17 protein-coding genes are annotated in these 21,867 nt (G+C 57.3%); 8 read left to right on the top strand and 9 right to left on the bottom strand.

The window, feature by feature from the left end:
- Positions 1 to 63 precede the first annotated feature (63 nt).
- A complete protein-coding gene (locus tag ACMWL8_RS03235; RefSeq protein WP_041909217.1) occupies positions 64 to 1,275 on the top strand; it encodes an MFS transporter in 1,212 nt (403 codons plus the stop codon).
- Here the strand turns inward: ACMWL8_RS03235 and mtfA are convergent.
- Positions 1,272 to 2,069, bottom strand: coding sequence for a DgsA anti-repressor MtfA (gene mtfA, locus ACMWL8_RS03230; protein ID WP_045260370.1), 798 nt, complete (start codon positions 2,067 to 2,069; stop codon positions 1,272 to 1,274). The two genes, ACMWL8_RS03235 and mtfA, sit on opposite strands and share 4 nt — an antisense overlap.
- 189 nt (positions 2,070 to 2,258) lie before the next feature.
- Between mtfA and ACMWL8_RS03225 the strand changes: the two genes are divergently transcribed.
- From ACMWL8_RS03225 to ACMWL8_RS03215, 3 genes are all read left to right on the top strand, one after another.
- A complete protein-coding gene (locus ACMWL8_RS03225) occupies positions 2,259 to 2,405 on the top strand; it encodes a DUF2256 domain-containing protein (protein WP_072001212.1) in 147 nt (48 codons plus the stop codon).
- A complete protein-coding gene (locus tag ACMWL8_RS03220) occupies positions 2,402 to 3,931 on the top strand; it encodes a cryptochrome/photolyase family protein (protein WP_052682979.1) in 1,530 nt (509 codons plus the stop codon). The genes ACMWL8_RS03225 and ACMWL8_RS03220 overlap by 4 nt, the downstream gene beginning before the upstream one ends.
- 89 nt (positions 3,932 to 4,020) lie before the next feature.
- Entirely contained in the window at positions 4,021 to 4,920 is a 900-nt protein-coding gene (locus ACMWL8_RS03215) for a LysR family transcriptional regulator (protein WP_028013727.1), read from the top strand.
- On the opposite strand, the gene ACMWL8_RS03210 is transcribed toward ACMWL8_RS03215, so the two are convergent.
- The 3 genes from ACMWL8_RS03210 to ACMWL8_RS03200 form a co-directional block, all read right to left on the bottom strand.
- Positions 4,895 to 5,683, bottom strand: coding sequence for a substrate-binding domain-containing protein (locus tag ACMWL8_RS03210; protein WP_045260368.1), 789 nt, complete (start codon positions 5,681 to 5,683; stop codon positions 4,895 to 4,897). The two genes, ACMWL8_RS03215 and ACMWL8_RS03210, sit on opposite strands and share 26 nt — an antisense overlap.
- A complete protein-coding gene (locus ACMWL8_RS03205; protein WP_045260367.1) occupies positions 5,680 to 6,993 on the bottom strand; it encodes an MFS transporter in 1,314 nt (437 codons plus the stop codon). The genes ACMWL8_RS03210 and ACMWL8_RS03205 overlap by 4 nt, the downstream gene beginning before the upstream one ends.
- Before the next feature lie 280 nt (positions 6,994 to 7,273).
- The gene (locus ACMWL8_RS03200) at positions 7,274 to 8,572 is read right to left on the bottom strand and encodes a serine hydrolase domain-containing protein (protein ID WP_045260366.1); all 1,299 of its coding nucleotides are present in this window, start codon (positions 8,570 to 8,572) and stop codon (positions 7,274 to 7,276) included.
- A gap of 106 nt (positions 8,573 to 8,678) precedes the next feature.
- Here ACMWL8_RS03200 and ACMWL8_RS03195 point away from each other — a divergent pair, with 106 nt between their 5' ends.
- A complete protein-coding gene (locus ACMWL8_RS03195; protein ID WP_045260365.1) occupies positions 8,679 to 9,572 on the top strand; it encodes a LysR family transcriptional regulator in 894 nt (297 codons plus the stop codon).
- Here the strand turns inward: ACMWL8_RS03195 and fumA are convergent.
- Together fumA and ACMWL8_RS03185 are read right to left on the bottom strand one after the other, a co-directional pair.
- On the bottom strand, positions 9,561 to 11,210 hold the full coding sequence (gene fumA / locus ACMWL8_RS03190) for a class I fumarate hydratase FumA (RefSeq protein WP_045260364.1): 1,650 nt from the start codon (positions 11,208 to 11,210) through the stop codon (positions 9,561 to 9,563). The two genes, ACMWL8_RS03195 and fumA, sit on opposite strands and share 12 nt — an antisense overlap.
- Before the next feature lie 53 nt (positions 11,211 to 11,263).
- Positions 11,264 to 12,772: an anion permease gene (locus ACMWL8_RS03185; RefSeq protein WP_023325580.1), complete on the bottom strand. Its 1,509-nt coding sequence runs from the start codon at positions 12,770 to 12,772 to the stop codon at positions 11,264 to 11,266.
- 611 nt (positions 12,773 to 13,383) lie between these two features.
- Between ACMWL8_RS03185 and ACMWL8_RS03180 the strand changes: the two genes are divergently transcribed.
- Both ACMWL8_RS03180 and ACMWL8_RS03175 read left to right on the top strand, forming a co-directional pair.
- Complete coding sequence (locus ACMWL8_RS03180) at positions 13,384 to 16,164, top strand: flavocytochrome c (protein ID WP_045260363.1); 2,781 nt, start codon at positions 13,384 to 13,386, stop codon at positions 16,162 to 16,164.
- 58 nt (positions 16,165 to 16,222) lie between these two features.
- The gene (locus ACMWL8_RS03175) at positions 16,223 to 17,185 is read left to right on the top strand and encodes an FAD:protein FMN transferase (protein ID WP_028013720.1); all 963 of its coding nucleotides are present in this window, start codon (positions 16,223 to 16,225) and stop codon (positions 17,183 to 17,185) included.
- Here ACMWL8_RS03175 and dcuR read toward each other — a convergent pair.
- Complete coding sequence (dcuR, locus tag ACMWL8_RS03170; protein ID WP_028013719.1) at positions 17,166 to 17,885, bottom strand: two-component system response regulator DcuR; 720 nt, start codon at positions 17,883 to 17,885, stop codon at positions 17,166 to 17,168. The genes ACMWL8_RS03175 and dcuR overlap by 20 nt on opposite strands.
- Positions 17,882 to 19,498 (bottom strand): sensor histidine kinase, encoded by a 1,617-nt coding sequence (locus tag ACMWL8_RS03165; RefSeq protein ID WP_045260362.1) that lies wholly within the window; start codon positions 19,496 to 19,498, stop codon positions 17,882 to 17,884. Before ACMWL8_RS03165 ends, dcuR begins: the two co-directional genes overlap by 4 nt.
- 165 nt (positions 19,499 to 19,663) lie before the next feature.
- Between ACMWL8_RS03165 and ACMWL8_RS03160 the strand changes: the two genes are divergently transcribed.
- The gene (locus tag ACMWL8_RS03160; RefSeq protein WP_045260361.1) at positions 19,664 to 20,527 is read left to right on the top strand and encodes an N-acetylmuramic acid 6-phosphate etherase; all 864 of its coding nucleotides are present in this window, start codon (positions 19,664 to 19,666) and stop codon (positions 20,525 to 20,527) included.
- A gap of 57 nt (positions 20,528 to 20,584) precedes the next feature.
- Here the strand turns inward: ACMWL8_RS03160 and ompC are convergent, their stop codons facing one another.
- Entirely contained in the window at positions 20,585 to 21,751 is a 1,167-nt protein-coding gene (ompC, locus tag ACMWL8_RS03155) for a porin OmpC (protein ID WP_047367847.1), read from the bottom strand.
- Positions 21,752 to 21,867: the final 116 nt, after the last annotated feature.

The raw sequence follows: 21,867 nt of genomic DNA, 5'->3' as shown, positions 1-21,867 counted from the left end.
CAATATTTGTTTTCATTAACTTCATAATTTCCACACATTTATTGACACTATGTTCACATTCTCATGCGCGCTGATTCTGAAACATTGACCGAAAATATCACCTCCAAAGCCAACTGGCCCCTGGCGCTCTGCGCGGGCCTGCTGGGCATCGGGCAAAACGGTTTGCTGGTCATGCTTCCGCAGCTGGTGACCCTGACCGGACTTTCACTCTCGGTCTGGGCCGGGCTGCTGATGTTCGGCTCCATGCTTTTTTTACCCGCGTCCCCTTGGTGGGGACGCCAGAGCGAGCGCCGCGGCTGTAAGGTCGTTATGGTGGCCTCCCTCAGCGGCTATCTCGCCAGCTTTGGCGTCATGGCGCTGGTGGTCTGGGCGATGGCGGCAGGGAGGCTGGAAAGCACCTGGGGGCTGGCGGGGCTGATCCTCTCGCGTCTGCTGTATGGCCTGACGGTGTCGGGCATGGTGCCTGCCGCGCAGACGTGGGCCATTCAGCGTGCGGGCCTGGATAAACGCATGGCGGCGCTGGCAACCATCAGTTCCGGCCTAAGCTGCGGCCGCCTACTGGGGCCTCCGCTGGCGGCGCTGATGCTCAGCGTTAACCCGGTCGCGCCGCTCTGGCTGATGGCGATCGCGCCGTTAATCGCTCTGCTGCTGGTGCTGCGCGAGGTGGCGGATCCGCCGCTGCCGCCAGTGGCACACCAGGCGACCCGTCTGCAGATGTCCATGCTGCCGTTCCTGCTGCTGGCGATGCTGCTGGCGGCGCTGGTGAGCCTGATGCAGCTCGGCCTGTCACCGCACCTCAGCCCCTTGCTGGACGGCAACGCCCGGGATATCAGCCATCATGTTGCGCTCCTGCTGAGCCTGGCCGCGCTGGCTACGCTCGCGGCGCAGTTCCTGGTGGTTCGTCCGCAGCATTTCAGCCCGCTGACCCTGCTTTGCATGGCGGCGGTGCTGATGGTGGCTGGGCTGGCGCTAATGTGTATCGCCGAACTGGCGCTGTTCTATGTGGGGATTGCTATCACTTCGCTCGGCGCGGCAATGGCAACGCCGGGCTATCAGCTGCTGCTGAACGATCGCCTGACCACGGGGAAGGGGGCGGGCGCTATTGCGACCAGCCACACGCTGGGCTATGGCGTCAGCGCGCTGCTGGTGCCCGTTGTGACGCGCTTTTTCGGCGAACAGTATTTAACGACGGCGGCCTTTGGCGTGGCGGCGCTGTTTTTAGCGCTGAGCATCGGGGTACGGTTAACCGAGCGTACCCCTGTCGAAAAAAATTAATGGACGTGGTGGGATGAAGGGCCGCCAGCGCCCTCATTTTGCCGCAGGCGCTGGAGCGGATCCTGCTGATAAAACTGGCTGAAACGCTGCCACAGCGCCGGAAAACGGGGCGCGAAGAGTTCGGGGGCGCTGAAGAAGTACTCCGAGAGCACTGCAAAGCACTCGGCGGGGTCAGTTGCCGCATAGGCATCAATGCTGGCCGCGCTTTCGCCCACCAGATCGATCTCATCCTGGATGTTATCCATTGCCGCATGCAGGTCGTGCTCCCATCCTGCGACTTCACGTAGCGGAATAAAAGGCACGCCGCTGGCGCGATCCCCGTTGCGGGTATCAAGCTTATGCGCCACCTCGTGAATAATCAGATTAAAGCCTGAGGCGTCGAACGAGTCCTGAATGTCGAGCCAGTTGAGGATAATTGGCCCCTGCTGCCAGCTTTGTCCGGACTGCACCACCCGCTGGTTGTGTACCAGCCCGATATCATCCTCCCACTCGTCATCGACGACGAACGGTGCAGGATAAATCAGCACTTCATGAAAACCGTCCAGCCACTCAATGCCGAGCTCCAGCACCGGCAGGCAGAAAAGCAGGGCGATGCGGGCGTTTTTCAGCGGATCAAGCTCGAACCCCTGCAGCGGCACCAGACGTTTTTGCTGCAAAAAACGATCCGCCATCTGAACCAGCTTCGATTGTTCATCCGGCTTAAGATTCGCCAGAACAGGGATCGCCAGCGCGTCATCCCACGGCAGCGCCATATCCCGGCCAGCCTCATTCGTTTTCCAGGGCCACTTAATCATCGCTTTGCTCGCAAACTCGTCACTTGAACACAAAGGGGAACGTTATCATTGCAACACTTACAGCCCGAATAAACTATCATTTCGTACGTAGCGGTGGGTAGCGCTTTGCAGGCATCACCTTCATTTTGTGACGTCTGTCGTAGCCTTTATCCGCAGGTGGGGTGAATAAATCAGTACGGTATTGAAAAGATGAGCGATTTCAAAGGCAACAAGCAGGACCTGCCCAGTCGGCTGTGCGTGCACTGCCAGCGGCCCATGACGTGGCGCAAAAAATGGGCGAAATGCTGGGATGAGGTTAAATACTGTTCCGAGCGTTGCCGCAGGAGCCACCGTTGACCGAGCTGCGCCTGATCCTGGGCGATCAGCTTAATCCGCATCACAGCTGGTTTGATACCTGCAGTCCGAACGTCATTTACGTGATGCTGGAGCTGCGGGCGGAAACCGCATACGTGCTGCATCATGCCCAGAAAGTTATCGCTATCTTCGCCGCCATGCGGGCGTTTGCCTCAGCGTTGAAAGAGAAAGGGCATCGGGTAAGGTATGTCCGGCTCTCTGACGGTTCAAACCGCGGCGCGCTGGAAGACAATCTCAACGCGCTTGTTACGCATTACAGCGCCGACAGGGTATTGTGGCAGGAGCCCGACGAATGGCGTCTCGATAAGCAGCTGCAGGCGTGGGCGAAAACAGCGTCCGTCGAAACAGCCTGCGTCAGCAGCGAGCATTTTTTCACCCCCCGGGACGCGGTAAGCACGTTTTTTGTGTCGCGTAAAAGCTGGCGAATGGAATACTTTTATCGGGAAATGCGCCGTCGGCACGGGATTCTCTTGACCTCTGAAGGCGAGCCGGAAGGGGGGAAGTGGAATTATGATGCTGAAAACCGCAAGCGCTGGTCCGGCGAGCCGCCCGCGCCAGGTGACTCGCGCCCCCGCCACGATCGTTCAGCCTTGTGGGCAGAGATCCAACGCTGCGGCGTAAAGACCTTCGGCGAACCGCAGGCCGACAATTTTCGCTGGCCGCTCAACCGTTCGGAAGCCAAAGCCAGTCTGGATGCGTTTATTTCTCACGTGCTCCCGCAGTTTGGAAACTGGCAGGATGCGATGCACGCGGAAGAACCTTTTCTTTTTCATTCGTTAATTTCTTTTGCGCTGAATACCAAAATGCTTAATCCCCGGGAAGTTGTGGCCGCCGCCCAGCAGGCATGGCGTTCTGGCCACGCGCCGCTGCCTGCCGTTGAAGGGTTTATCCGACAAATCCTCGGCTGGCGGGAGTACGTGCGCGGGATCTACTGGTCGCAAATGCCGGGCTATCGCGAGCTGAATGCCCTGGAGCAGCACGCCCCGCTGCCGGACTGGTTCTGGACGGGCAAAACGCAGATGCGCTGCCTGGCGCATGCCGTTGGGCAATCGCTCACCGAGGCTTACGCCCACCATATCCAGCGCCTGATGGTGATCGGGAACTTTAGTCTGCTCAGCGGCCTGTCGCCGCAGGCGGTTCATGAGTGGTATCTGGGGGTCTATATTGATGCGTTTGAATGGGTGGAGCTGCCCAATACTCTCGGCATGAGCCAGTTTGGCGATGGCGGGTTACTGGCCAGTAAGCCCTATGTCTCAAGCGCATCCTACATTCATAAGATGAGTAATTACTGTCAGGGATGTCGGTATCAGCACAACCAGCGCACCGGAGAGCTGGCGTGCCCGTTCAATGCCCTCTACTGGGATTTCTTTGCGCGCAACCGGGCGCGCCTCGGTAACAATCCCCGCCTGGGCATTGTCTATAAACAGCTTGCGGATATGAAGGAAGAGGAACGGCAGGCGATTGCTGACCAGGCCGGGCGCATTCGCCTCAATCTCAACGACCTCTGACCTATTTCAACACCGCGCCGGTTGCGGAAGGTCAATAAGACGCTATTATTTTTGACTTTGTTGCTTTCCCTGACAGGACATCCAGACGCATGCCCGTGAATTTCGACCTTAACGATCTCTATGCCTTCAGGGCGTTAGTGGAATACGGTAACTTCCGTGTCGCCGCTGAATCAATCTGCATATCCCAGTCGGCGCTGAGCCGCAGGATCGAAAAGCTGGAAGCCGCGCTGGGAACCAGGCTGTTTGACCGAACCACCCGCCGCGTCGCCCTGACGTTATACGGGCAAAACTTTGCTGAACGCTCAGCACAGTTGCTCGACAACGTAGAATCAATGCTGGCGGATGTCGATAAGGCCAGTGAAGAGCGGACGGGGCTGATTACGGTCGCCGCGGTACCTTCCGCCGCCTGTTATTTTATGCCTGATGTGATCCGTCGCTTTCAGTCCCGCTTTCCGCGCGTTCGCATTAAGCTCATCGACAGCAGCGCGGGGAATGTGATTGACGCCGTGGCCCGAAGCCAGGCGGATTTTGGCATCTGCTTTGCGGGAAACTTGCCGTCTGAAATTGAATTTTTCCCGCTGGTGGAGGATGTCTACGTTGTGGCGTGCAGAAAGGACCACCCGCTGGCGCAGAAGAGCCACCTGACCTGGCAGGCGTTTTACCAGCAGGACTATATCTCCCTCGATAAAACGTCGGGGAACCGCAACCTGCTGGATCGGATGCTGGGGGATATCATTCCCGAGCGCCCCAGCGTCTGCGAAACGCGCCACGTCACCACGATGCTCGGTATGGTTGAGGCGGGGATCGGCATTGCCGCCGTTCCCGCCATGTCGATGCCGACGTCAGAGTACACGCCGCTGACGCATCTGCCACTGGTGGCGCCGGAAGTGAAACGCACCGTGGGGCTTATCCGGCGCCGGGGGCGCATCCAGTCTTATATCGCGGCTGAACTGGAAAAAGAGATCACCGAGCGGTATCGCCGGACGTAACGGGGATCATCCCCGTCTTCTCGATGACGGCACGCGAGGGCGGTGAGGCGAGATAGGTCAGCAGCGCTTTCCCCTCGTCAGGATGTTCAGCGTGACGGGTGACCGCGCCTGCGAAGCGCGTGATGTACTGCAGATTATCCGGGATTTTACCGATAAAAGTGACGCCCTGAACCGGCAGCAGCTCGCTCACCTGCTGGAAGCCCACGGCGTATTTCCCTTTTGCCACTTCCGAAGCAACCGGAATGCGTTCGATCATCGTTGCTTTAGCCGCCGCCTCCTTTTCAATCCCCAGCTTTTTAAACAACGTCTGGCTGACATACCTGCCGCTGGCGCTGTCTGAATAGGCGATGGAGCTGGCCTGAAGCAGCGCGTTACGTAGCGTCGCCTCGCTGCTGATATCAGGGACATCCGCCCCTTTTTTCACCACCATTCCGACGGGAGAGTCCGCAAGTTCCGTTCGCGAACCCGGCTGGGTCTGGCTGGTTTTTTCGAGCTTCGCCAGCGCATCGCCCACCATAATCACCACGTCGGCTTTCTCGCCGCGCGCGAGCCGGTTTGGGATCGCCTGCGGCGTAGCGCCCATTGACGGACCGGGAATAATCACGATGGTATCGCCGGTCTGGCGTTCATATTCCGGTGCCAGCTTTTCAAGGGCGGCTCTGAAACCGCCTGAAATCATCACTTTCACCTCCTGAGCGCAGGCATTGGCGCTCAGGAACGTCAGCATCAGCGCGGTGGCGGCATAACGAGAAGTGCGAGTCATGCGGCCTCCTGCGACTTAACGGTGTTTTGCACCGAAACCGCGCGACGACGGTAGAGGTAGAGGGTTGCCAGCAGGGCACACACCGCGGCGAAGCTCATCCAGTAGCCCGGCGAGGCTTTGTCACCGGTGTATTCAATCAGCGCGGTGGACATCACCGGGGTAAAGCCGCCGAAGATCGCCGTTGCGAGGCTGTAAGCCAGAGAGAACCCTGCCACGCGGACTTCAGCGGGCATAATTTCCGTCAGCGCTGGGATCATCGCACCGTTATACAGCCCGTACAGGAAGGAGAGCCACAGCAGGACGCTCAGCATCATGGAGAAGCTTGGCGCATCAGCCAGCAGCGTCAGGGCCGGATAGCTGCTGGCCAGCGCCAGCAGGGTCATGGCAATCAGCACCGGTTTACGCCCAAAGCGGTCCGACAGCGCGCCGCCCACCGGCAGCCAGATGAAGTTAGAGATCGCCACCAGCAGCGTGACCAGCAGGCTGTCCGAGGCGCTCAGCATCAGCACTTTTTTGCCGAAGGTTGGCGCGTAGACGGTGATCAGGTAGAACGCGGTGGTGGTCATCGCCACCATCAGCATGCCCGCGACCACCACCTGCCAGTTGCCAAGCAGCGTTTTAAAGACCTGACGCATCTCCAGATGATGGCGGCGCGCGCTGAACTCTTCCGTCTCCTCCAGCTTGCGGCGCAGGAAAAAGATAAACGGCACGATTAAACAGCCGAACAGGAACGGGATGCGCCAGCCCCATTCACGAATGGCGCTCTCTTCCATCAGCGCGTTCAGGGCAAAGCCCATCGCCGCTGCGACCATAATGGCAACCTGCTGACTGCCGGACTGCCAGCTGGTATAGAACCCTTTGCGGCCCGGTGTGGCGATTTCAGCGAGATAGACCGAGACGCCTCCAAGCTCCGCGCCGGCGGAAAAGCCCTGCAGCAGACGGCCCGTCAGTACCAGCAACGGTGCCCAAAGCCCGATGCTTTGATAGGACGGGATCAGCACGATCAGGAAGGTGCCTGCCGCCATGATGGAAAGCGTCACGATCAGCCCTTTGCGGCGACCGACCTTGTCAATATAAGCCCCCAGCACAATGGCCCCGACTGGACGCATCAAGAAGCCCGCGCCGAAGACCGCGAAGGTCATCATCAGCGACGCAAATTCACTGCTCGCCGGGAAGAACGTGTGGGCGATGTAGGTGGCGTAGAAGCCGAAAAGAAAGAAATCGAATTGTTCAAGAAAGTTGCCGGACGTCACGCGAAGTATCGCGCCCGCCTTAGAGCGTACGGTTGCAGGTGAGGTTGAGGAAAACATGGTTATCTCCAGTTTATTGTTGACGTTTTACGCGTCTGTTTCTGAAAACTGGATCAGGATGAGGAATTAGATAAGCGCAAATGCTGCATCGACTGATGCATTTCTTGCATGAATATAATCCGGCGAATAAATACAATTAATGGCAACAATAACTTAACAAAATATTGGCTTTTTATTCACCAACATTCTGTAAGTCTCTGATATTGCGATTTTGTGATGTAGCGCAGGGGCGCGTTTTAGAATGAGCCGGGTAACCGCGTCGTTACCCGGCGGAGGCCATTTAGCGCAGCGCCCTGGCAATCGCGCTAAACATCAGAGAGGCTTCCAGCGGCTGGGCGCTGAAGGACGGTTCCGCCTGCGGCCAGGTAGACCACTGGACGATGACCAGATTTTCCTTCGGGTTCACCATAATCATCTGCCCGAAAATGCCCAGCGCCCAGAGTGAACCTTTCAGCGAATCCTGGGCCGTCGGCTCTTCGCCCGTGGCGTTGGCGGGCACTTCGTTGTTCCACCACTGATAGCCGTAAAGCCCTACGGGATGGGCGTCAGAGACCGAGCCTTTGGCCTTCGTCCAGTCTGACGACTGCCGAATCCAGTTTTCCGGCAGAATGGTCTTACCGTTCGGCAGCGTACCGTTGCTCAGGATAAATTGCCCGAAGCGCCCCCAGTCCTCCAGTGTGGCGTTAAAGCCGTGCGCGCCAACGTCATGCTGGCCTTTGCTGTAGGCATGCCACACGCCGTCGCTCGCCATGCCGTAAGGCTGCCAGATGCTTTTCTCCAGATAGGCCGCCAGCGTCATGCCGGTGGCCCGCTCCAGCACGTCACCCAGCAGCCAGGCGCCGCCCGAAGAGTAAGACCAGCTCTCTCCGGCCGGGTGCGCCCTGCGTAACCCCTTCACCAGCTTGCGCACGCAGTCATAGGTACCCGGCTTCGCCTCGCACTCGGTGAGCTGCGCGAAGTCGGATTTAGGGTTGGTGTAATCCTCGTTCCACGCCACGCCGGAGGTATGGGTGATAAGCTGCTTAAGCGTCACGCCATCCCACGCGGTGCCTTTCAGGTCGGGTTCATACCGCGTGACCAGGTCATCGAGCGAGTGAATTTTTCCCTCTTTGAGGGCCACGCCCACCAGCGCCGATACCACCGATTTCCCAACCGAGCGCGAGGTCCAGAGCGTGGAGTCGGTATTGCCCTCTTCAAGGTACTTCCAGGCGATTTTGCCGTCCTTCAGCACCAGCATGCCGCTGACGTTCTGGCGTTTAAGGTACTCCTGAAGGCCGTAGCGCCTGCCGTTGACCTGATACCAGGCGTCAGTGAGCGGCTTATCCGACATTTCCAGCGCCACGGCGCTACCGTGGCGGAAAACATCCCCGGCGTAGTTGCGGTAGTCATTGCGAAAGCCCACCACGCGGTCGGCCTGACTCCAGGTGAGCATCTTATGGGTGTCCGGCAGCGCGGCGTCAAAGGGGGCAGGGCAGGCGCTAAGGTCGGTGCCTTTACAGGCGGCCACTGCCGCAGGGGAGAGCAGGGTGCTGAAGACAAGTCCCGCCAGCAAGGCATGGTTTACTTTTCTGTTTTTCATATCCGTCTCTTTCAGGTTAAGAACGGCTTCAGTTTAAAAACCCGGGGGCTATAATAAAAAACGCGTAGTGGGGGAAAATCCCCCTATAAAACAGAAGGAGCGTAGCGTGGCGGGACTGATTTGCTCTTTTGCACAGCTCGAGGCATTTACCGCCGTGGCCGAGAACGGGGGCCTGAGTAAAGCCGCGGTGGCGCTGAAGAAAGACCGCACGACGCTTCGCGATCTGGTTGATTTTCTTGAGGATGGCTTGGGCTACGCACTGTTTATTCGCGACGGCCGCACCCTGCGGCTCACGCCCGAAGGGGAACAGCTTCAGCGCCAGGCGCACCTGCTGATGCGGCAGGTAAAAGCCTTTGAGGCGTTTGCCAGAGAGGTGCCGCACGGTGCCACGCAGGACCTGACGCTGGCCTACGATCCTTTTACGCCCAGAGCCTTTCTGCACGGGGTGATTGCTGAAATGGCCGCGCGAAACATCCGGCTGAGCCTTATCTGCACCTCTCGGGATGAATCGGAACGGCTGCTGGCGAACAACGACGCGGATCTGGCCATCTGCCAGGCGCGCAACCGCAGCGTGGGCAATGATATGGAGTGGCGCGCCCTCGGCGCCATTGATATGGATTTTTATGCCGCCCGCGGGCTGTTTGCGGACAGTGCTTCCCCACTGTCGCTGCTCGATCTCTCCCTGGTGCCCCAGGTCGTCATGCACCCCGCCTCGGACGAGCCGGTGGCGCGCCGCCTGCAGATCTCCGGGCATACTCTCTTTACCAACGAACCGGAGATGCTGCGCGGTCTGCTGGAGCGCGGCTGCGGCTGGGGATTCTTACCGACGCATTTTCATGCCGGTCAGTGGCAAAACGTAAAAAGGCTGCACACCGAAGTGGGCAGCCAGGGGATTGGTCAGACGATGGTCACCATCTGGAAGCCGGGGAGCGACAAGCGCAGCACGATCGCTGAAACGCTGTCGCTCCTGCCGGACGTATGGAAGCACTCAGCGCTGTGAACAGCCTTTGCACTGCTTGTTCTGAATCTGCTGGAAGAAGTCGTTGCCTTTATCATCCACCAGAATAAACGCCGGGAAGTTCTCCACCTCAATTTTCCAGATCGCTTCCATACCCAACTCAGGATAGGCCACACACTCCAGGCTCTTGATGCTGTTTTGCGCCAGCACCGCCGCCGGGCCGCCGATGCTGCCCAGGTAGAAGCCGCCGTGCTTATGGCAGGCGTCGGTCACCTGCTGGCTGCGGTTGCCTTTCGCCAGCATGATCATGCTCGCGCCGTGGGATTGCAGCAGGTCGACATACGAGTCCATGCGTCCCGCCGTGGTCGGGCCGAGTGAGCCAGACGCGTAGCCTTCCGGGGTTTTTGCCGGACCCGCATAGTAAATCGGATGATCTTTGACGTACTGCGGCAGCGCTTCGCCGTTATCCAGCAGCTCTTTAAGCTTCGCGTGGGCAATGTCGCGCGCCACGATAATGGTGCCGTTCAGCGACAGGCGGGTAGAGACCGGATGCGCGGAAAGCTGGGCCAGGATCTCGTTCATCGGCTTGTTCAGGTTGATGCTCACCACGTCGCCTTCGCCCTGCTGGCGCAGTGACTCCGGAATATACTGACCCGGGTTGTGCTCAAGCTTCTCAATCCAGATCCCGTCGCGGTTGATTTTCGCCTTGATGTTACGGTCGGCGGAGCAGGAGACCCCCATGCCGATTGGGCAGGAGGCACCGTGGCGTGGCAGGCGGATCACGCGGATATCGTGGGCGAAGTATTTCCCGCCGAACTGCGCGCCGAGGCCGAGGTTCTGTGCTTCCTGGAGCAGTTCCTGTTCGAGCTGAACGTCGCGGAACGCCTGGCCGTGCTCGTTGCCTTCGGTTGGCAGCGCGTCGTAGTAGCGGGTGGAGGCGAGCTTCACGGTTTTCAGCGTGGCTTCCGCTGAGGTGCCGCCGATAACAAACGCGATATGGTACGGCGGGCAGGCTGCGGTCCCTAGGGTACGCATCTTCTCAACCAGGTAGTTTTTCAGCTTCGCCGGGGTAATCAGCGCTTTGGTTTCCTGGTAGAGATAGGTTTTGTTGGCAGAGCCGCCGCCCTTCGCCATGCACAGGAATTTATACTCGTCACCGTCGACGCTGTAGAGGTCAATCTGTGCGGGCAGGTTAGTGCCGGTATTCACCTCTTTATACATATCCAGCGCCGCATTCTGCGAGTAGCGCAGGTTATCTTCAATATAGGTGTTATACACGCCCTGGCTCAGGGCCGCTTCGTCACCGCCGCCGGTCCAGACGCGCTGGCCTTTCTTACCCATAATGATTGCCGTGCCGGTATCCTGGCAGGTTGGCAGCACGCCCTTGGCGGCGATTTCAGAGTTGCGCAGGAACTGCAGGGCCACGTACTTATCGTTTTGACTCGCTTCCGGGTCGTTAAGAATGGCGGCGACCTGCTTCTGGTGGGAAGGACGCAGCATAAATGCGGCGTCGTGGAAGGCCTGCTGCGCCAGCAGGGTCAGGGCCTCGGGGTCCACCTTCAGCACTTCCTGGCCGTCGAATTCGGCAACGGAGACGTGCTCGTTGGTCAGCAGGTAGTATTCGGTGTCGTCATGCGAAAGAGGGAAGGGGTTCTGATAAAAAAACGGTTTATTCGACATAGTATTGCTCCACAAAAATAAAACCGCCGGAGGAGAAGTCCGGCGGTCAGGAATCAGAACATCATGGACATCCACGGGTAGCCAATCAGCAGCAGGGCCGCCAGGAAGATGGCACCGAAGATGGTGCCGAGGCGCCAGTAGTCTTTGGTTGGCAGGTAGCCGCTACCGTAGTAAATCGGGCTTGGGCCAGTGCCGTACGGGGTGATAATCCCCATCACACCCAGCGAGGTCACCATCAGCAGAACGAACACTTCCATATTCATGCCCGGAATGGTGGAGGCGATGGTCAGCATCGCTGGCAGCAGCGCCGTGGTATGCGCGGTGGTGCTGGCAAACAGGTAGTGCAGCAGGTAGAACGCCAGCAGCAGGACGATGGTCGCCACGCCCGGAGAGATACCGCTCATCAGCAGGCCGCCTTCTTTACCTAACCAGCTGATAAAGCCGGTAGAGGAGAGGCCATCCGCCAGCGCCACCAGGGTGGCGAACCAGACGAAGGTGTTCCACGCCGCTTTGTTGCCGGTGATGTCGTTCCACTCCAGCACGCCGGTCCACAGCATCAGGCCGACGATAAGCAGGGCCGCCATCGCGGGTTCAATCCACGCGGCGGCGAAGATCCACATCAGCAGCGCGCAGCATACGAACACCAGCAGAAGGATCTCATTGCGCGACAGTTTGCCCAGTTTTTCCAGTTCACGGGTCGCCCACAGCGGCACTTCGTTGTTCACCTTCACTTCTGGCGGGTAGAACCAGTAGGCCAGCAGCGGCATGGTCAGGATCAGCAGGATGCCCAGCGGCAGGAAGGCGAGGAACCAGGTCCCCCAGGAGATGTCGATCCCAACCGTACTTTTCACCAGCGCCAGGGCCAGCAGGTTCGGCGCGAGGGCGGAGAGGAACATTGAGCTGGTGATACAGGCCGCGGTGATCGCCACCCACATCAGGTAAGAACCAATCTTACGCGCGCTTGGGTCGTTGGGTTTTGAACCGTACAGCGGCGGCAGGTTAGCGATGATCGGGTAGATGGTCCCACCGCTGCGCGCGGTATTGGACGGAGTGAACGGTGCCAGCAGCAGGTCCGCAAACGTAATCGCGTAACCGAGCGTCAGGCTGCGACGGCCAAGATACTTCACCAGAATCAGCGCCAGACGGCGGCCGAAGCGGGTTTTGTCGTAGCCCGCGGCAAACATAAAGGCACCGAAAATCAGCCAGACGGTGGAGTTACCAAACCCGCTCACTGCCCACTTAAAGGAGGCGCCCGCCAGCTTAAATTTTGGGTCAGCCAGCTGTTCAGGGCTGAACAGCACCCACTGGCTGCACAGGGCAATGGCGACGACGCCGGTCAGGCCGATCACCGCGCCCGGCAGGGGTTCGAAGATAAGACCGACGATCACGCCGACGAAGATGGCGAAGTAGTGCCACGCGTAAGGCGGCAGCCCTTCAGGAACGGGAACAAACAGCAGCAGTACGGCGACGATGACGGGCAGTGCCATCATCAGCAGACGTTTTGCGTTTCCATTTGATGCCTGGTTCGCCACAGGGGGCGTTACAGCAGTTTTTGTATTCATAGTTTCACGTCTTAAGTTGTCAAAAATTCGGTCGCACTGAAAAGTCAAAATTGCTTTCTTAAGTTTCTTTGCTTTTTTTAGTTATTAAAGGTGCGTTTTTGTATTTTCAGTAATAGCGATTTAACGCTTTTTTGTGTGCGTTAAATTAAAAAATGATGATGTTTTTATATTGCGCTTTTAAATGCCATGACTATTGATCGAGATCAAAAAAACAGAATTGCAGCGTTATTTTTATGCTTTTATTAATAACCACTCTGGCGTATGTGGTTATTATCTTTTTTGTGGGTTGATTTTATCATTTCTGTAACAATTTGAATTTTTAATAATTACTATTTAGTTGATTTTAAAGGGTGTTTTTGGTTTTTGGTATAATGGTTTTACCATTTTTTATTTAACGTATTTTAAAATATTGTGAATGCCTGAATGACAATCGCTAACACCAATGTATTATTAGTGTTATCACAGGGATTAAATAGTTTTTTAACTAACGTAATAACTTTAGAAACTAAAAAAATCATTATATTAATATCATGACATCGGCAAAAAACGACGAAATAAAAAAATCAATCCGATAACGAATTCTCAATTTTTAAAAGTTTGGAGTTTCTATTATGAGCACTAACGAACGCATTCTTAGCCCCTTCACATTACCGAATGGCACTGAACTGAAAAACCGTTTGTTAATGGCCCCTATGACCACCTGTACCGGCTATTATGACGGCACCGTCACCAGCGAGCTGGTGGAGTACTATCGGGCCCGTTCCGGCAGCATTGGCACCATCATCGTGGAGTGCTGCTTCGTCGACGATCTCGGCCTTGCCTTCCCGGGGGCAATTGGTATTGATAACGACGAGAAAATCGCCGGGCTGGCGAAAATCGCCGAGGCCATTAAATCCAAAGGATCTAAGGCCCTGCTGCAGATCTACCACGGTGGCCGCATGGTTGATCCGAAACTGATCGGTGGCCGTACCCCGGTTGGCCCAAGCGCCGTAGCCGCGCCGCGTGACGGTGCCGCAACGCCGGTTGCCCTGACCGCCGAAGAAGTGGAAGGCATGATCGGCAAGTTTGGTGAAGCCGTGCGCCGCGCCATCCAGGCCGGTTTTGACGGCGTGGAAATCCACGGGGCGAACACCTACCTGATTCAGCAGTTCTACTCTCCAAATTCTAACCAGCGAGACGACGAGTGGGGCGGCAGCCGCGACAATCGCGCGAAGTTCCCGCTGGCGGTGCTGGACATCACCCACAAAATGGTGCGCCAGTACGCGGACGACGCGTTTATTATTGGCTACCGCTTCTCCCCTGAAGAGCTGGAAGTGCCGGGCATCCGCTTTGAAGACACCATGTACCTGCTGGAAAAACTGGCGGCGCGCGGCGTGGATTACCTGCACTTCTCCGTCGGCGCGACCCTGCGTCCGTCCATTGTCGACACCCAGGACCCGACGCCGCTGATCGAAAAATACTGCGCGATGCGCTCTGAAACCCTGGCGCAGGTTCCGGTGATGGGCGTGGGCGGCGTGGTGAATGCGTCAGACGTGAATGAAGCGCTGGACCACGGTTACGACCTGATTGCCGTTGGCCGCGCCACCATTGCCTACCCGGACTGGACCGACCGCATCGCGGCGGGTGAAAGCCTTGAGCTGTTTATGGACAGCACCAAACGCGAGGAACTGAGCATTCCTGAACCGCTGTGGCGCTTCTCGCTGGTGGAAGCGATGATCCGCGACATGAGCATGGGCGAATCGAAATTCAAACCGGGCATGTTCACCGAGAAGGTGCAGGACGACGCGAACGAGCTGGTGATTAACGTCAGTCTGGAGACTGACCGCATTGCGGACATCGAGCTGGCCTCCGGCCCGAGCGATGACGTTGAGTTCGTCACCAGCTTTGAAGAGATCCGTACCCGCATTCTGGACGCCAATACCCCGCACGTGGATGCCATCACCGGTGCAACCAGCCAGAGTGAAGCGGTGAAGAAAGCGGTCTCTAAAGCGATGCTGAAATCCAGCAAAGCGCTGGCAGCGGAAGAGGGCGTGGACCCGAACGAAACCCGCAGCGTGGACGTGGTGGTAGTCGGCAGCGGCGGCGCCGGTCTGGCGGCGGCGATTCAGGCTCACGACGAAGGCGCGAGCGTGCTGATTGTTGAGAAGATGCCAACCATCGGCGGGAACACCATTAAAGCCTCTGCCGGGATGAATGCCGCCGAAACCCGCTTCCAGCGCGTGAAGGGCATTCAGGACAGCAAAGAGCTGTTCTACCAGGAAAGCCTGAAAGGCGGCGGCAACAAGAACAACCCTGAACTGCTGCGCCGCTTTGTCGAGAACGCGCCGCAGGCGATTGAGTGGCTGGCAACGCGCGGCATCATGCTGAACGACATCACCACCACCGGTGGGATGAGCATCGACCGTACTCACCGTCCAAAAGACGGCTCTGCGGTGGGGGGCTACCTGATCAGCGGCCTGGTGCGTAACGTCAACAAACGCAACATCGAGGTGGTGCTGGATACCTCCGTCAGCGACATCATCTTCGAAAACGGTGAAGTGACCGGGGTTCGCCTGACCACTGAAGAGAACGAAACCGTCACCGTGGCAGCGAAAAGCGTGATCGTGGCGACGGGCGGCTTCAGCGCCAACAGCCAGATGGTCGTCAAATACCGTCCGGATCTGGAAGGGTTCGTCACCACCAACCACAAAGGGGCAACCGGCGGCGGCATCGCGCTGCTGGAGCGCATCGGGGCGGGCACCGTGGATATGGGCGAAATCCAAATTCACCCAACGGTTGAGCAGAACACCTCGTACCTGATTTCCGAGTCCATCCGCGGGGGCGGGGCGATTCTGGTCAACCAGAAAGGGGAGCGCTTCTACAACGAAATGTCGACCCGCGATAAAGTCTCGGCGTCAATCATCGCGCTGCCGGAGAAATACGCGTACATCGTCTTTGACGAGCACGTACGTGCCAAAAACAAAGCCGCGGATGAGTACATTGCGAAAGGCTTCGTGACCAGCGCCAGCTCGCCAAAAGCGCTGGCGGAAGCGCTCGGTATGGATCACCACGCTTTCCTCGCGACCCTGGAACGTTACAACGGTTTCGTTGAAAAACAGCACGATGACGATTTTGGTCGTACCACCGCGCTGCGTGCGCCTATCAACGAAGGGCCTTTCTACGCTATTCAGATTGCGCCAGGCGTGCACCACACCATGGGCGGCGTGACCATCAACACCGAAACCTGCGTGCTGGACAGCAACCACAACGTACTGCCGGGGGCGTTTGCGGCGGGTGAAGTGGTCGGGGGGATCCACGGCGGCAACCGTATCGGCGGTAACGCGGTGGCGGATATCATTATTTTTGGTACCCTTGCAGGACATCAGGCGGCGATGCGCTCAAAAAGAACGTAAGGCTCCTGTCTCCCCGGCGGCGCGGTGCCTGCCGGGGCTACATCTGAGGACACATGCAATGCCTGATAGCCATCGCGTTTACAGCTACTCCGCCGTTCTGATGGGCTCGCCCATTCTCCTGAAGCTCTTCTCCCATGACGAAGCCCTCGCGTCCCGCGTTTTCCGCCTGATCAAACAGTACGAAGATCTCCTCACCGTTAACCGGGCGCATTCGCAGGTGATGGACATCAACCATGCGGCGGGCCAGCATCCGGTTGCCGTCAGTCGTCCGGTGTTTGAACTGATCCGCTGTGCCAAAGCGGCAAGCATGCTAAAAGATAGCGCGTTTAACCTGGCGATCGGCCCGCTGGTGAAGCGCTGGAAGATTGGCTTTCAGGGAGACAGCGTTCCGCCTGCCGATGACATTGCGTCCCTGCTGGCGATAACCCGGCCCGAGGAGGTCATCCTTGATGAGGCGCAGACCAGCGTGTTTCTGACCAGAGCGGGGATGGAGATTGATCTGGGGGCCATCGCCAAAGGCTATATCGCTGACCGGGTGCGGGACTACCTGCGCAAAGAGGGCGCTGAGCTGGGGCTGATCAACCTCGGCGGAAACATCCAGACGTTAGGCTCGCCGGAAGGGGGCTGGAGCGTGGGGCTAAAAAAACCGTTCGCCGGTGACGCGCTGATCGGTGCGATGACGGTGGAGAACCTCTCCGTGGTGACCTCGGGAACGTACGAGCGCTACTTCGAGCAGAACGGCAAGCGCTATCACCATATTCTCGATCCGCGCACCGGGTATCCGCTCGACAACGAGCTGGAGAGCGTCACTATCATTTCAAAAGACTCCATTGACGGCGACATCTGGACCACGCTGATGTACGGCATGGGGGTAGAAAAGGGCTGTGCCGCCCTGCGCGCGCGCCCCGATATTGAAGCTATCTTTGTGACCAAAACAAAAGAAGTGGTGATCTCCTCGATGCACCACTTCCGTTTTACCCTTCTGGACGAGAGCTACCGCGTTATTGGCAGTACTGTTTGAGCAGCCCGATCTGTTCCGGCTGTAAGCGGTAGCGATACACCGGACGCCCGGTGGCTCCGTAGTGAATGCTGGTGAACAGAATGTTGATCTGCGCAAGCCAAATCAGGTACTTACGGCAGGAGACGCGGGAGATATTGACTGCGTTAGCCAGATCGTCGGTGGAAAATTCCGTCTCCGGGTGGCCATCAATCCACTGGCAAATCGTGCGCAGCGTTTGCGGCGTTAACCCCTTCGGCAATTTTTTAGTGTCCGCCAGCTCCGGCGCGCCGCCGTGGATCAGCCTGTCGACGTCCGCCTGCTCGTAATACTGGTGCGAGCCCATCAGGCTGTGCTTTGCCTTCCAACCGTTCAGCGCCTCTTCAAAGCGCGGGAACTGGAACGGCTTTATCAGATAATCCACCACGCCGTAGTGGATGGAGGTCTGGATCGTGGCGGCATCGGCGGCCGAGGAGATCATAATCACATCAATCGGGCGGCCTGACGCGCGAATATCGGGCAGCAGATCCAGCCCGTTATCCTGCTGCATGTAGACGTCCAGCAGCACCAGATCGACAGGCTGGCTGGGGTTATTGATAAAGGCCCTGGCCTGATTGAGCGTGGAGGCGACGCCGCAGCAGCTGAAGCCTTCAACACGGTTGACGTACAGACGGTTGAGGTCGGCTACCATGGCGTCATCATCGACAATTAATACATTTATCACGCGATATTCCTCTCGCTATCCCAGGGGATGTGAACAAAAAATTGGGTAAATACGCCAGGCTCAGACTCGACGGTAATATCGCCGCCCAGGTTCTGGATCTGCTGGCGAGCAAGGAACAGCCCAACGCCGCGGTTTTCACCTTTTGTTGAGAACCCCTTAGTAAAAATAGCCTCCAGCTGAGTGGGATCAATGCCGGGGCCGTCGTCGCTGACTTCGCAGCTGAGCCAGCCATTCTGATAATGCAGCAGCAGGCCAATCTCGCCTTCCTGCTGTCCTGCCATCGCGTCGAGCGCGTTTTCGATTAAGTTACCCAGCGCGGTGATCAGCACCGCAACCTGCTCTTCACTGCCGGTATCCGGTATCAGGCTTTCATCCGCCAGGGTCAGGGTGACGCCGGCCTCTTTCGCCCGGTTGATTTTACCCAGCAGGAACCCGGCAACGACCGGGGACTTTACCTTGCTCTGGATCGTGCCAATGTCCGTCTGGTAATTATGCGCCGTCTGGATGATGTACTCCTCCAGCTTGTCGTAGCGCTTCATGTGCAGCAGGCCGAGGATCACATGCAGTTTATTCATAAACTCGTGCGTGTGGCTGCGCAGGGCGTCGACGTAGTTGACCATGCCATCGATACGCTGCATCAGCTGGCTGATTTCCGTTTTATCGCGGAAGGTGCTGATAGCCCCGATCACCCGATTCTGGCTTTTGACCGGCACCATGTTGCAGAGCAGCAGTCGTCCGTTGCAGCTGATCTCCTGATCCTGACGCGCAATCCCGGTTTTCGATACCTCACGCAGGCTTGCCAGCAGCGGCTCGCTGGTGTTTTCGGTCTGCTTGCCGGAGGGAAGAAGTAATATCTCTCTGGCAGCGTGGTTAATCATCGTCACGCGGCCGTGAATATCGACGGCCAGCACACCTTCGCGAAGCGACTGCAGCATCGCCTGGCGCTGTTCGAACAGGGCGGAGATTTCATAGGGTTCGAGCCCGAAAAGAATGCGTTTCAGGACCCGTACCAGACCCCAAATCGCCATCGAACTCATAAAGATGCTGAACAAAATCGTCCAGAGCGCGTTGAGCCGCCCGCGGGCTATCTGGTCTTCCACCTTTTTGAGGGAGATCCCGACCACGACGACCCCGATCTGATCGTGCTGGCTGTCATAGACCGGCGTGAAAACGCGAAGCGCCTCGGCGAGGGCGCCGCGGTTAACCGAGACATTCTCTTTGCCTTCCAGCGCGGGTTCCAGATCGTTGCCGATAAAATGCAGGCCGATGAGCGCCTCGTTCGGGTGCGAGTAGCGAATCCCCCGCATGTCGGTCACCACGGTAAGCAGCAGATCGTTGCGTTGGGTGACGGCTTTGGCGATGGGCTGAATGATGTCGGCCTGAGGCGACTGCATCAGGCCGCGCTGGATCTCCGGGCTGTCGGCCAGCGTGCGGGCGATGCCCAGAGCGGTATCTTTTACATCATCGCGGGTCGCCCGGGTGATCTGCACGGAATAGAGCGCAAAAACTACCAGCAACACCGAGGCGATAATCGCGGACACCATCAACGTGACCAGCGTGTACAGTTTCATGGGGCGCTTGCGCGTCAGAGGGAAAGGCTGCAGATCGCTCATCAACACTCCGCGATGATTAAGAAAGGGAGTGATTATCGCTGATGATGGGCTTTTCTTAAAGCCATGTAAAAGCGTCGATTTACTCTTCTTTTCGTGACCCCACTCGCAGGTCATCTATATAAAACACTTTATAGTGTGTGGGTACTCATAATAAGGAGGCTGTTTATGAGCATTACGCTTACCGGTTCAGTCAAGGAAAGACGGCACGCCAGCACGATGAATATAGATAGATTGTCCACGCTGGACATGCTGAAGGTTATCCACGAGGAAGATGCACGCATTTCTGCTGCAATAACCCCCTGCTTAACGACAATCACCCGCGTGGTGGATAACGCCGCCTCGGCGCTCAACCACGGCGGCCGTCTGGTGATTGTCGGCGCGGGCCCGTCAGGCTGCATCGCACAACAGGCTGCAGATGAGTATGCGCCGGGTAAAACGCCGGTATTTGCCGTGACGGCAGAAGAGGGGGATGGGAGCTACGAGCGCGGGGTGGCTGATCTGCAGGCCATTAAATTTGATGAGCACGATATGATGCTTGCCGTGACCGTCAGCGGAAAAACGCCGTGGGTCTGGGGGGCAATGCGGCATGCGTGGTCGTTGGGAGCGCCGGTTGCGGTCATCACCGGTGATGCACAAAGTGAAGCAGCACAGCTGGCAAGCATGGTAATTGCCCCAGAGCTTGGGGCTGATGTGGTTGCCGGGTATCGCAATACCAGGGCGGGGATCGCGCAAAAAATGATCCTCTCGATGATTACCACCGCTCTGGCCGTTCGCACCGGGCGCGTTTACAGCAACCTGCGCGTGGATCTTGAGGCAAGCAATACCAAATGGGCTGAACGGCAAATCGCCATTGTGATGGAAGCGGGGGGATGCACCCGGGCGCAGGCAAAAGCCGCGCTGGAGAGCTGTAACCATCACTGTAAAACCGCGGTATTGATGGTGCTGACAGGCCTTGATGCGTGGAAAGCCCATGAGCTGCTGGTGCAGAATAACGGGTTTATCCGCGTGGCGCTGCAGGAAGCGCCGTAAAATAGTGCCCCTTGAAACAAAAAAGCCCGCAAATGCGGGCTTTAGTATTTTCAGGGATTAGAACTGGTAGATCATGCCGATGCCAACAATGTCATCGGTTGCAATACCGTTGTCATTGTAGAAGGCGTCATCTTCGTCCAGCAGGTTGATTTTATAATCAACGTAGGTGGAGAAGTTCTTGTTGAAGTTGTAGGTCATGCCCAGGTCGATGTAGTTAACCAGATCCTGGTCTACATAGTCATAGCCATTGCGTGGGTGATAATCGTTACCGCCCAGATCGATGCCTTTTGAATAGACCCACGCCAGGGATGGACGCAGACCGAAGTCAAACTGGTATTGCGCTACGGCTTCAAAGTTCTGCGTTTTGTTGGCGATGCCGTCGCTGCCGTACGGCGTCATGTTGCGGGTTTCCGCGTACATCATCGCCAGGTAGACGCCTTGAGCATCATATTTTGCGCCAACGGTCCATGCGTCTGCACGGTCACCGCCTGCGTATTTGCTGAAGCGGTTATAGTTGCCCGCACCATAAGCAACCTGATCGTTGGTACGGTCAGAGGAAGAATACGCCGCACCCAGCGTCAGACCGAAGTCGAAGTCATAGGTGGTAGACATACCGAAGCCGTCGCCGTTCTGGAAGCGTACGTCGTCGTGACCGTTTTTGGTGCCTTCCTGATCTTCGTTAGCGTTTGCGCCTTCGTTAGCACCCTGATACTGCAGCGCGAAGTTCAGGCCATCAACCAGACCGAAGAAATCATTATTACGGTAGGTCGCAACACCGTTGGTACGGCCAACCATATAGTTGTCAGTCCAGGTGTAGGAATCGCCACCAAATACCGGCAGCATATCGGTCCAGGCTTCAACGTCATACACGACGCCGTAATTACGGCCATAATCAAATGAACCGTATTCGCCATATTTCAGGCCCGCATAGGCCAGACGGTTGAAAGAGGTATCCCCGGCGTCTTCGGTATCATTTGCGTAGGTTTTATATTCCCACTGACCGTAACCGACCAGATCGCGGGTAATCTGTGTTTCGCCTTTGAAACCAATCTGCACGTAGGTTTCGTCGCCGTCGTCGCCCGCGTTGTCGGAGAAGGTATGACGCGCGTCAACCTTGCCGTACAGGTCAACTTTATTGCCGTCTTTGTTATACATTTCAGCCGCGTTTGCCGCGCCAGCCATTAATAATGCGGGTACAAGAATTGCCAGAACTTTTCTTTTCATTATATATTCCCTTTAAAGATAATTTATATGAATATATGTAATCACCCTCCGTAATTACGTGTCTGATACTATTCTATGGCTCGTGAATTTAGTTCAAAAATAAATGTAATTAAACC

The sequence above is a fragment of the Enterobacter sp. 04-C-12-SI-ECC genome, from assembly GCF_047530715.1.
Lineage (GTDB): Bacteria > Pseudomonadota > Gammaproteobacteria > Enterobacterales > Enterobacteriaceae > Enterobacter > Enterobacter bugandensis.
The sequence above is the reverse complement of the archived record's forward strand: the minus strand, read 5'-3'. Positions and strand labels throughout refer to the sequence as shown.

Excerpts from the sequence above, each read along its gene's own strand:
- ACMWL8_RS03235 (WP_041909217.1), top strand. The coding sequence starts at position 64 with ATGCGCGCTGATTCTGAAACATTGACCGAAAATATCACCTCCAAAGCC.
- mtfA (WP_045260370.1), bottom strand. The coding sequence starts at position 2,069 with ATGATTAAGTGGCCCTGGAAAACGAATGAGGCTGGCCGGGATATGGCG.
- ACMWL8_RS03225 (WP_072001212.1), top strand. The coding sequence starts at position 2,259 with ATGAGCGATTTCAAAGGCAACAAGCAGGACCTGCCCAGTCGGCTGTGC.
- ACMWL8_RS03215 (WP_028013727.1), top strand. The coding sequence starts at position 4,021 with ATGCCCGTGAATTTCGACCTTAACGATCTCTATGCCTTCAGGGCGTTA.
- ACMWL8_RS03210 (WP_045260368.1), bottom strand. The coding sequence starts at position 5,683 with ATGACTCGCACTTCTCGTTATGCCGCCACCGCGCTGATGCTGACGTTC.
- ACMWL8_RS03205 (WP_045260367.1), bottom strand. The coding sequence starts at position 6,993 with ATGTTTTCCTCAACCTCACCTGCAACCGTACGCTCTAAGGCGGGCGCG.
- ACMWL8_RS03200 (WP_045260366.1), bottom strand. The coding sequence starts at position 8,572 with ATGAAAAACAGAAAAGTAAACCATGCCTTGCTGGCGGGACTTGTCTTC.
- fumA (WP_045260364.1), bottom strand. The coding sequence starts at position 11,210 with ATGTCGAATAAACCGTTTTTTTATCAGAACCCCTTCCCTCTTTCGCAT.
- ACMWL8_RS03185 (WP_023325580.1), bottom strand. The coding sequence starts at position 12,772 with ATGAATACAAAAACTGCTGTAACGCCCCCTGTGGCGAACCAGGCATCA.
- ACMWL8_RS03180 (WP_045260363.1), top strand. The coding sequence starts at position 13,384 with ATGAGCACTAACGAACGCATTCTTAGCCCCTTCACATTACCGAATGGC.
- ACMWL8_RS03175 (WP_028013720.1), top strand. The coding sequence starts at position 16,223 with ATGCCTGATAGCCATCGCGTTTACAGCTACTCCGCCGTTCTGATGGGC.
- ACMWL8_RS03165 (WP_045260362.1), bottom strand. The coding sequence starts at position 19,498 with ATGAGCGATCTGCAGCCTTTCCCTCTGACGCGCAAGCGCCCCATGAAA.
- ACMWL8_RS03160 (WP_045260361.1), top strand. The coding sequence starts at position 19,664 with ATGAGCATTACGCTTACCGGTTCAGTCAAGGAAAGACGGCACGCCAGC.
- ompC (WP_047367847.1), bottom strand. The coding sequence starts at position 21,751 with ATGAAAAGAAAAGTTCTGGCAATTCTTGTACCCGCATTATTAATGGCT.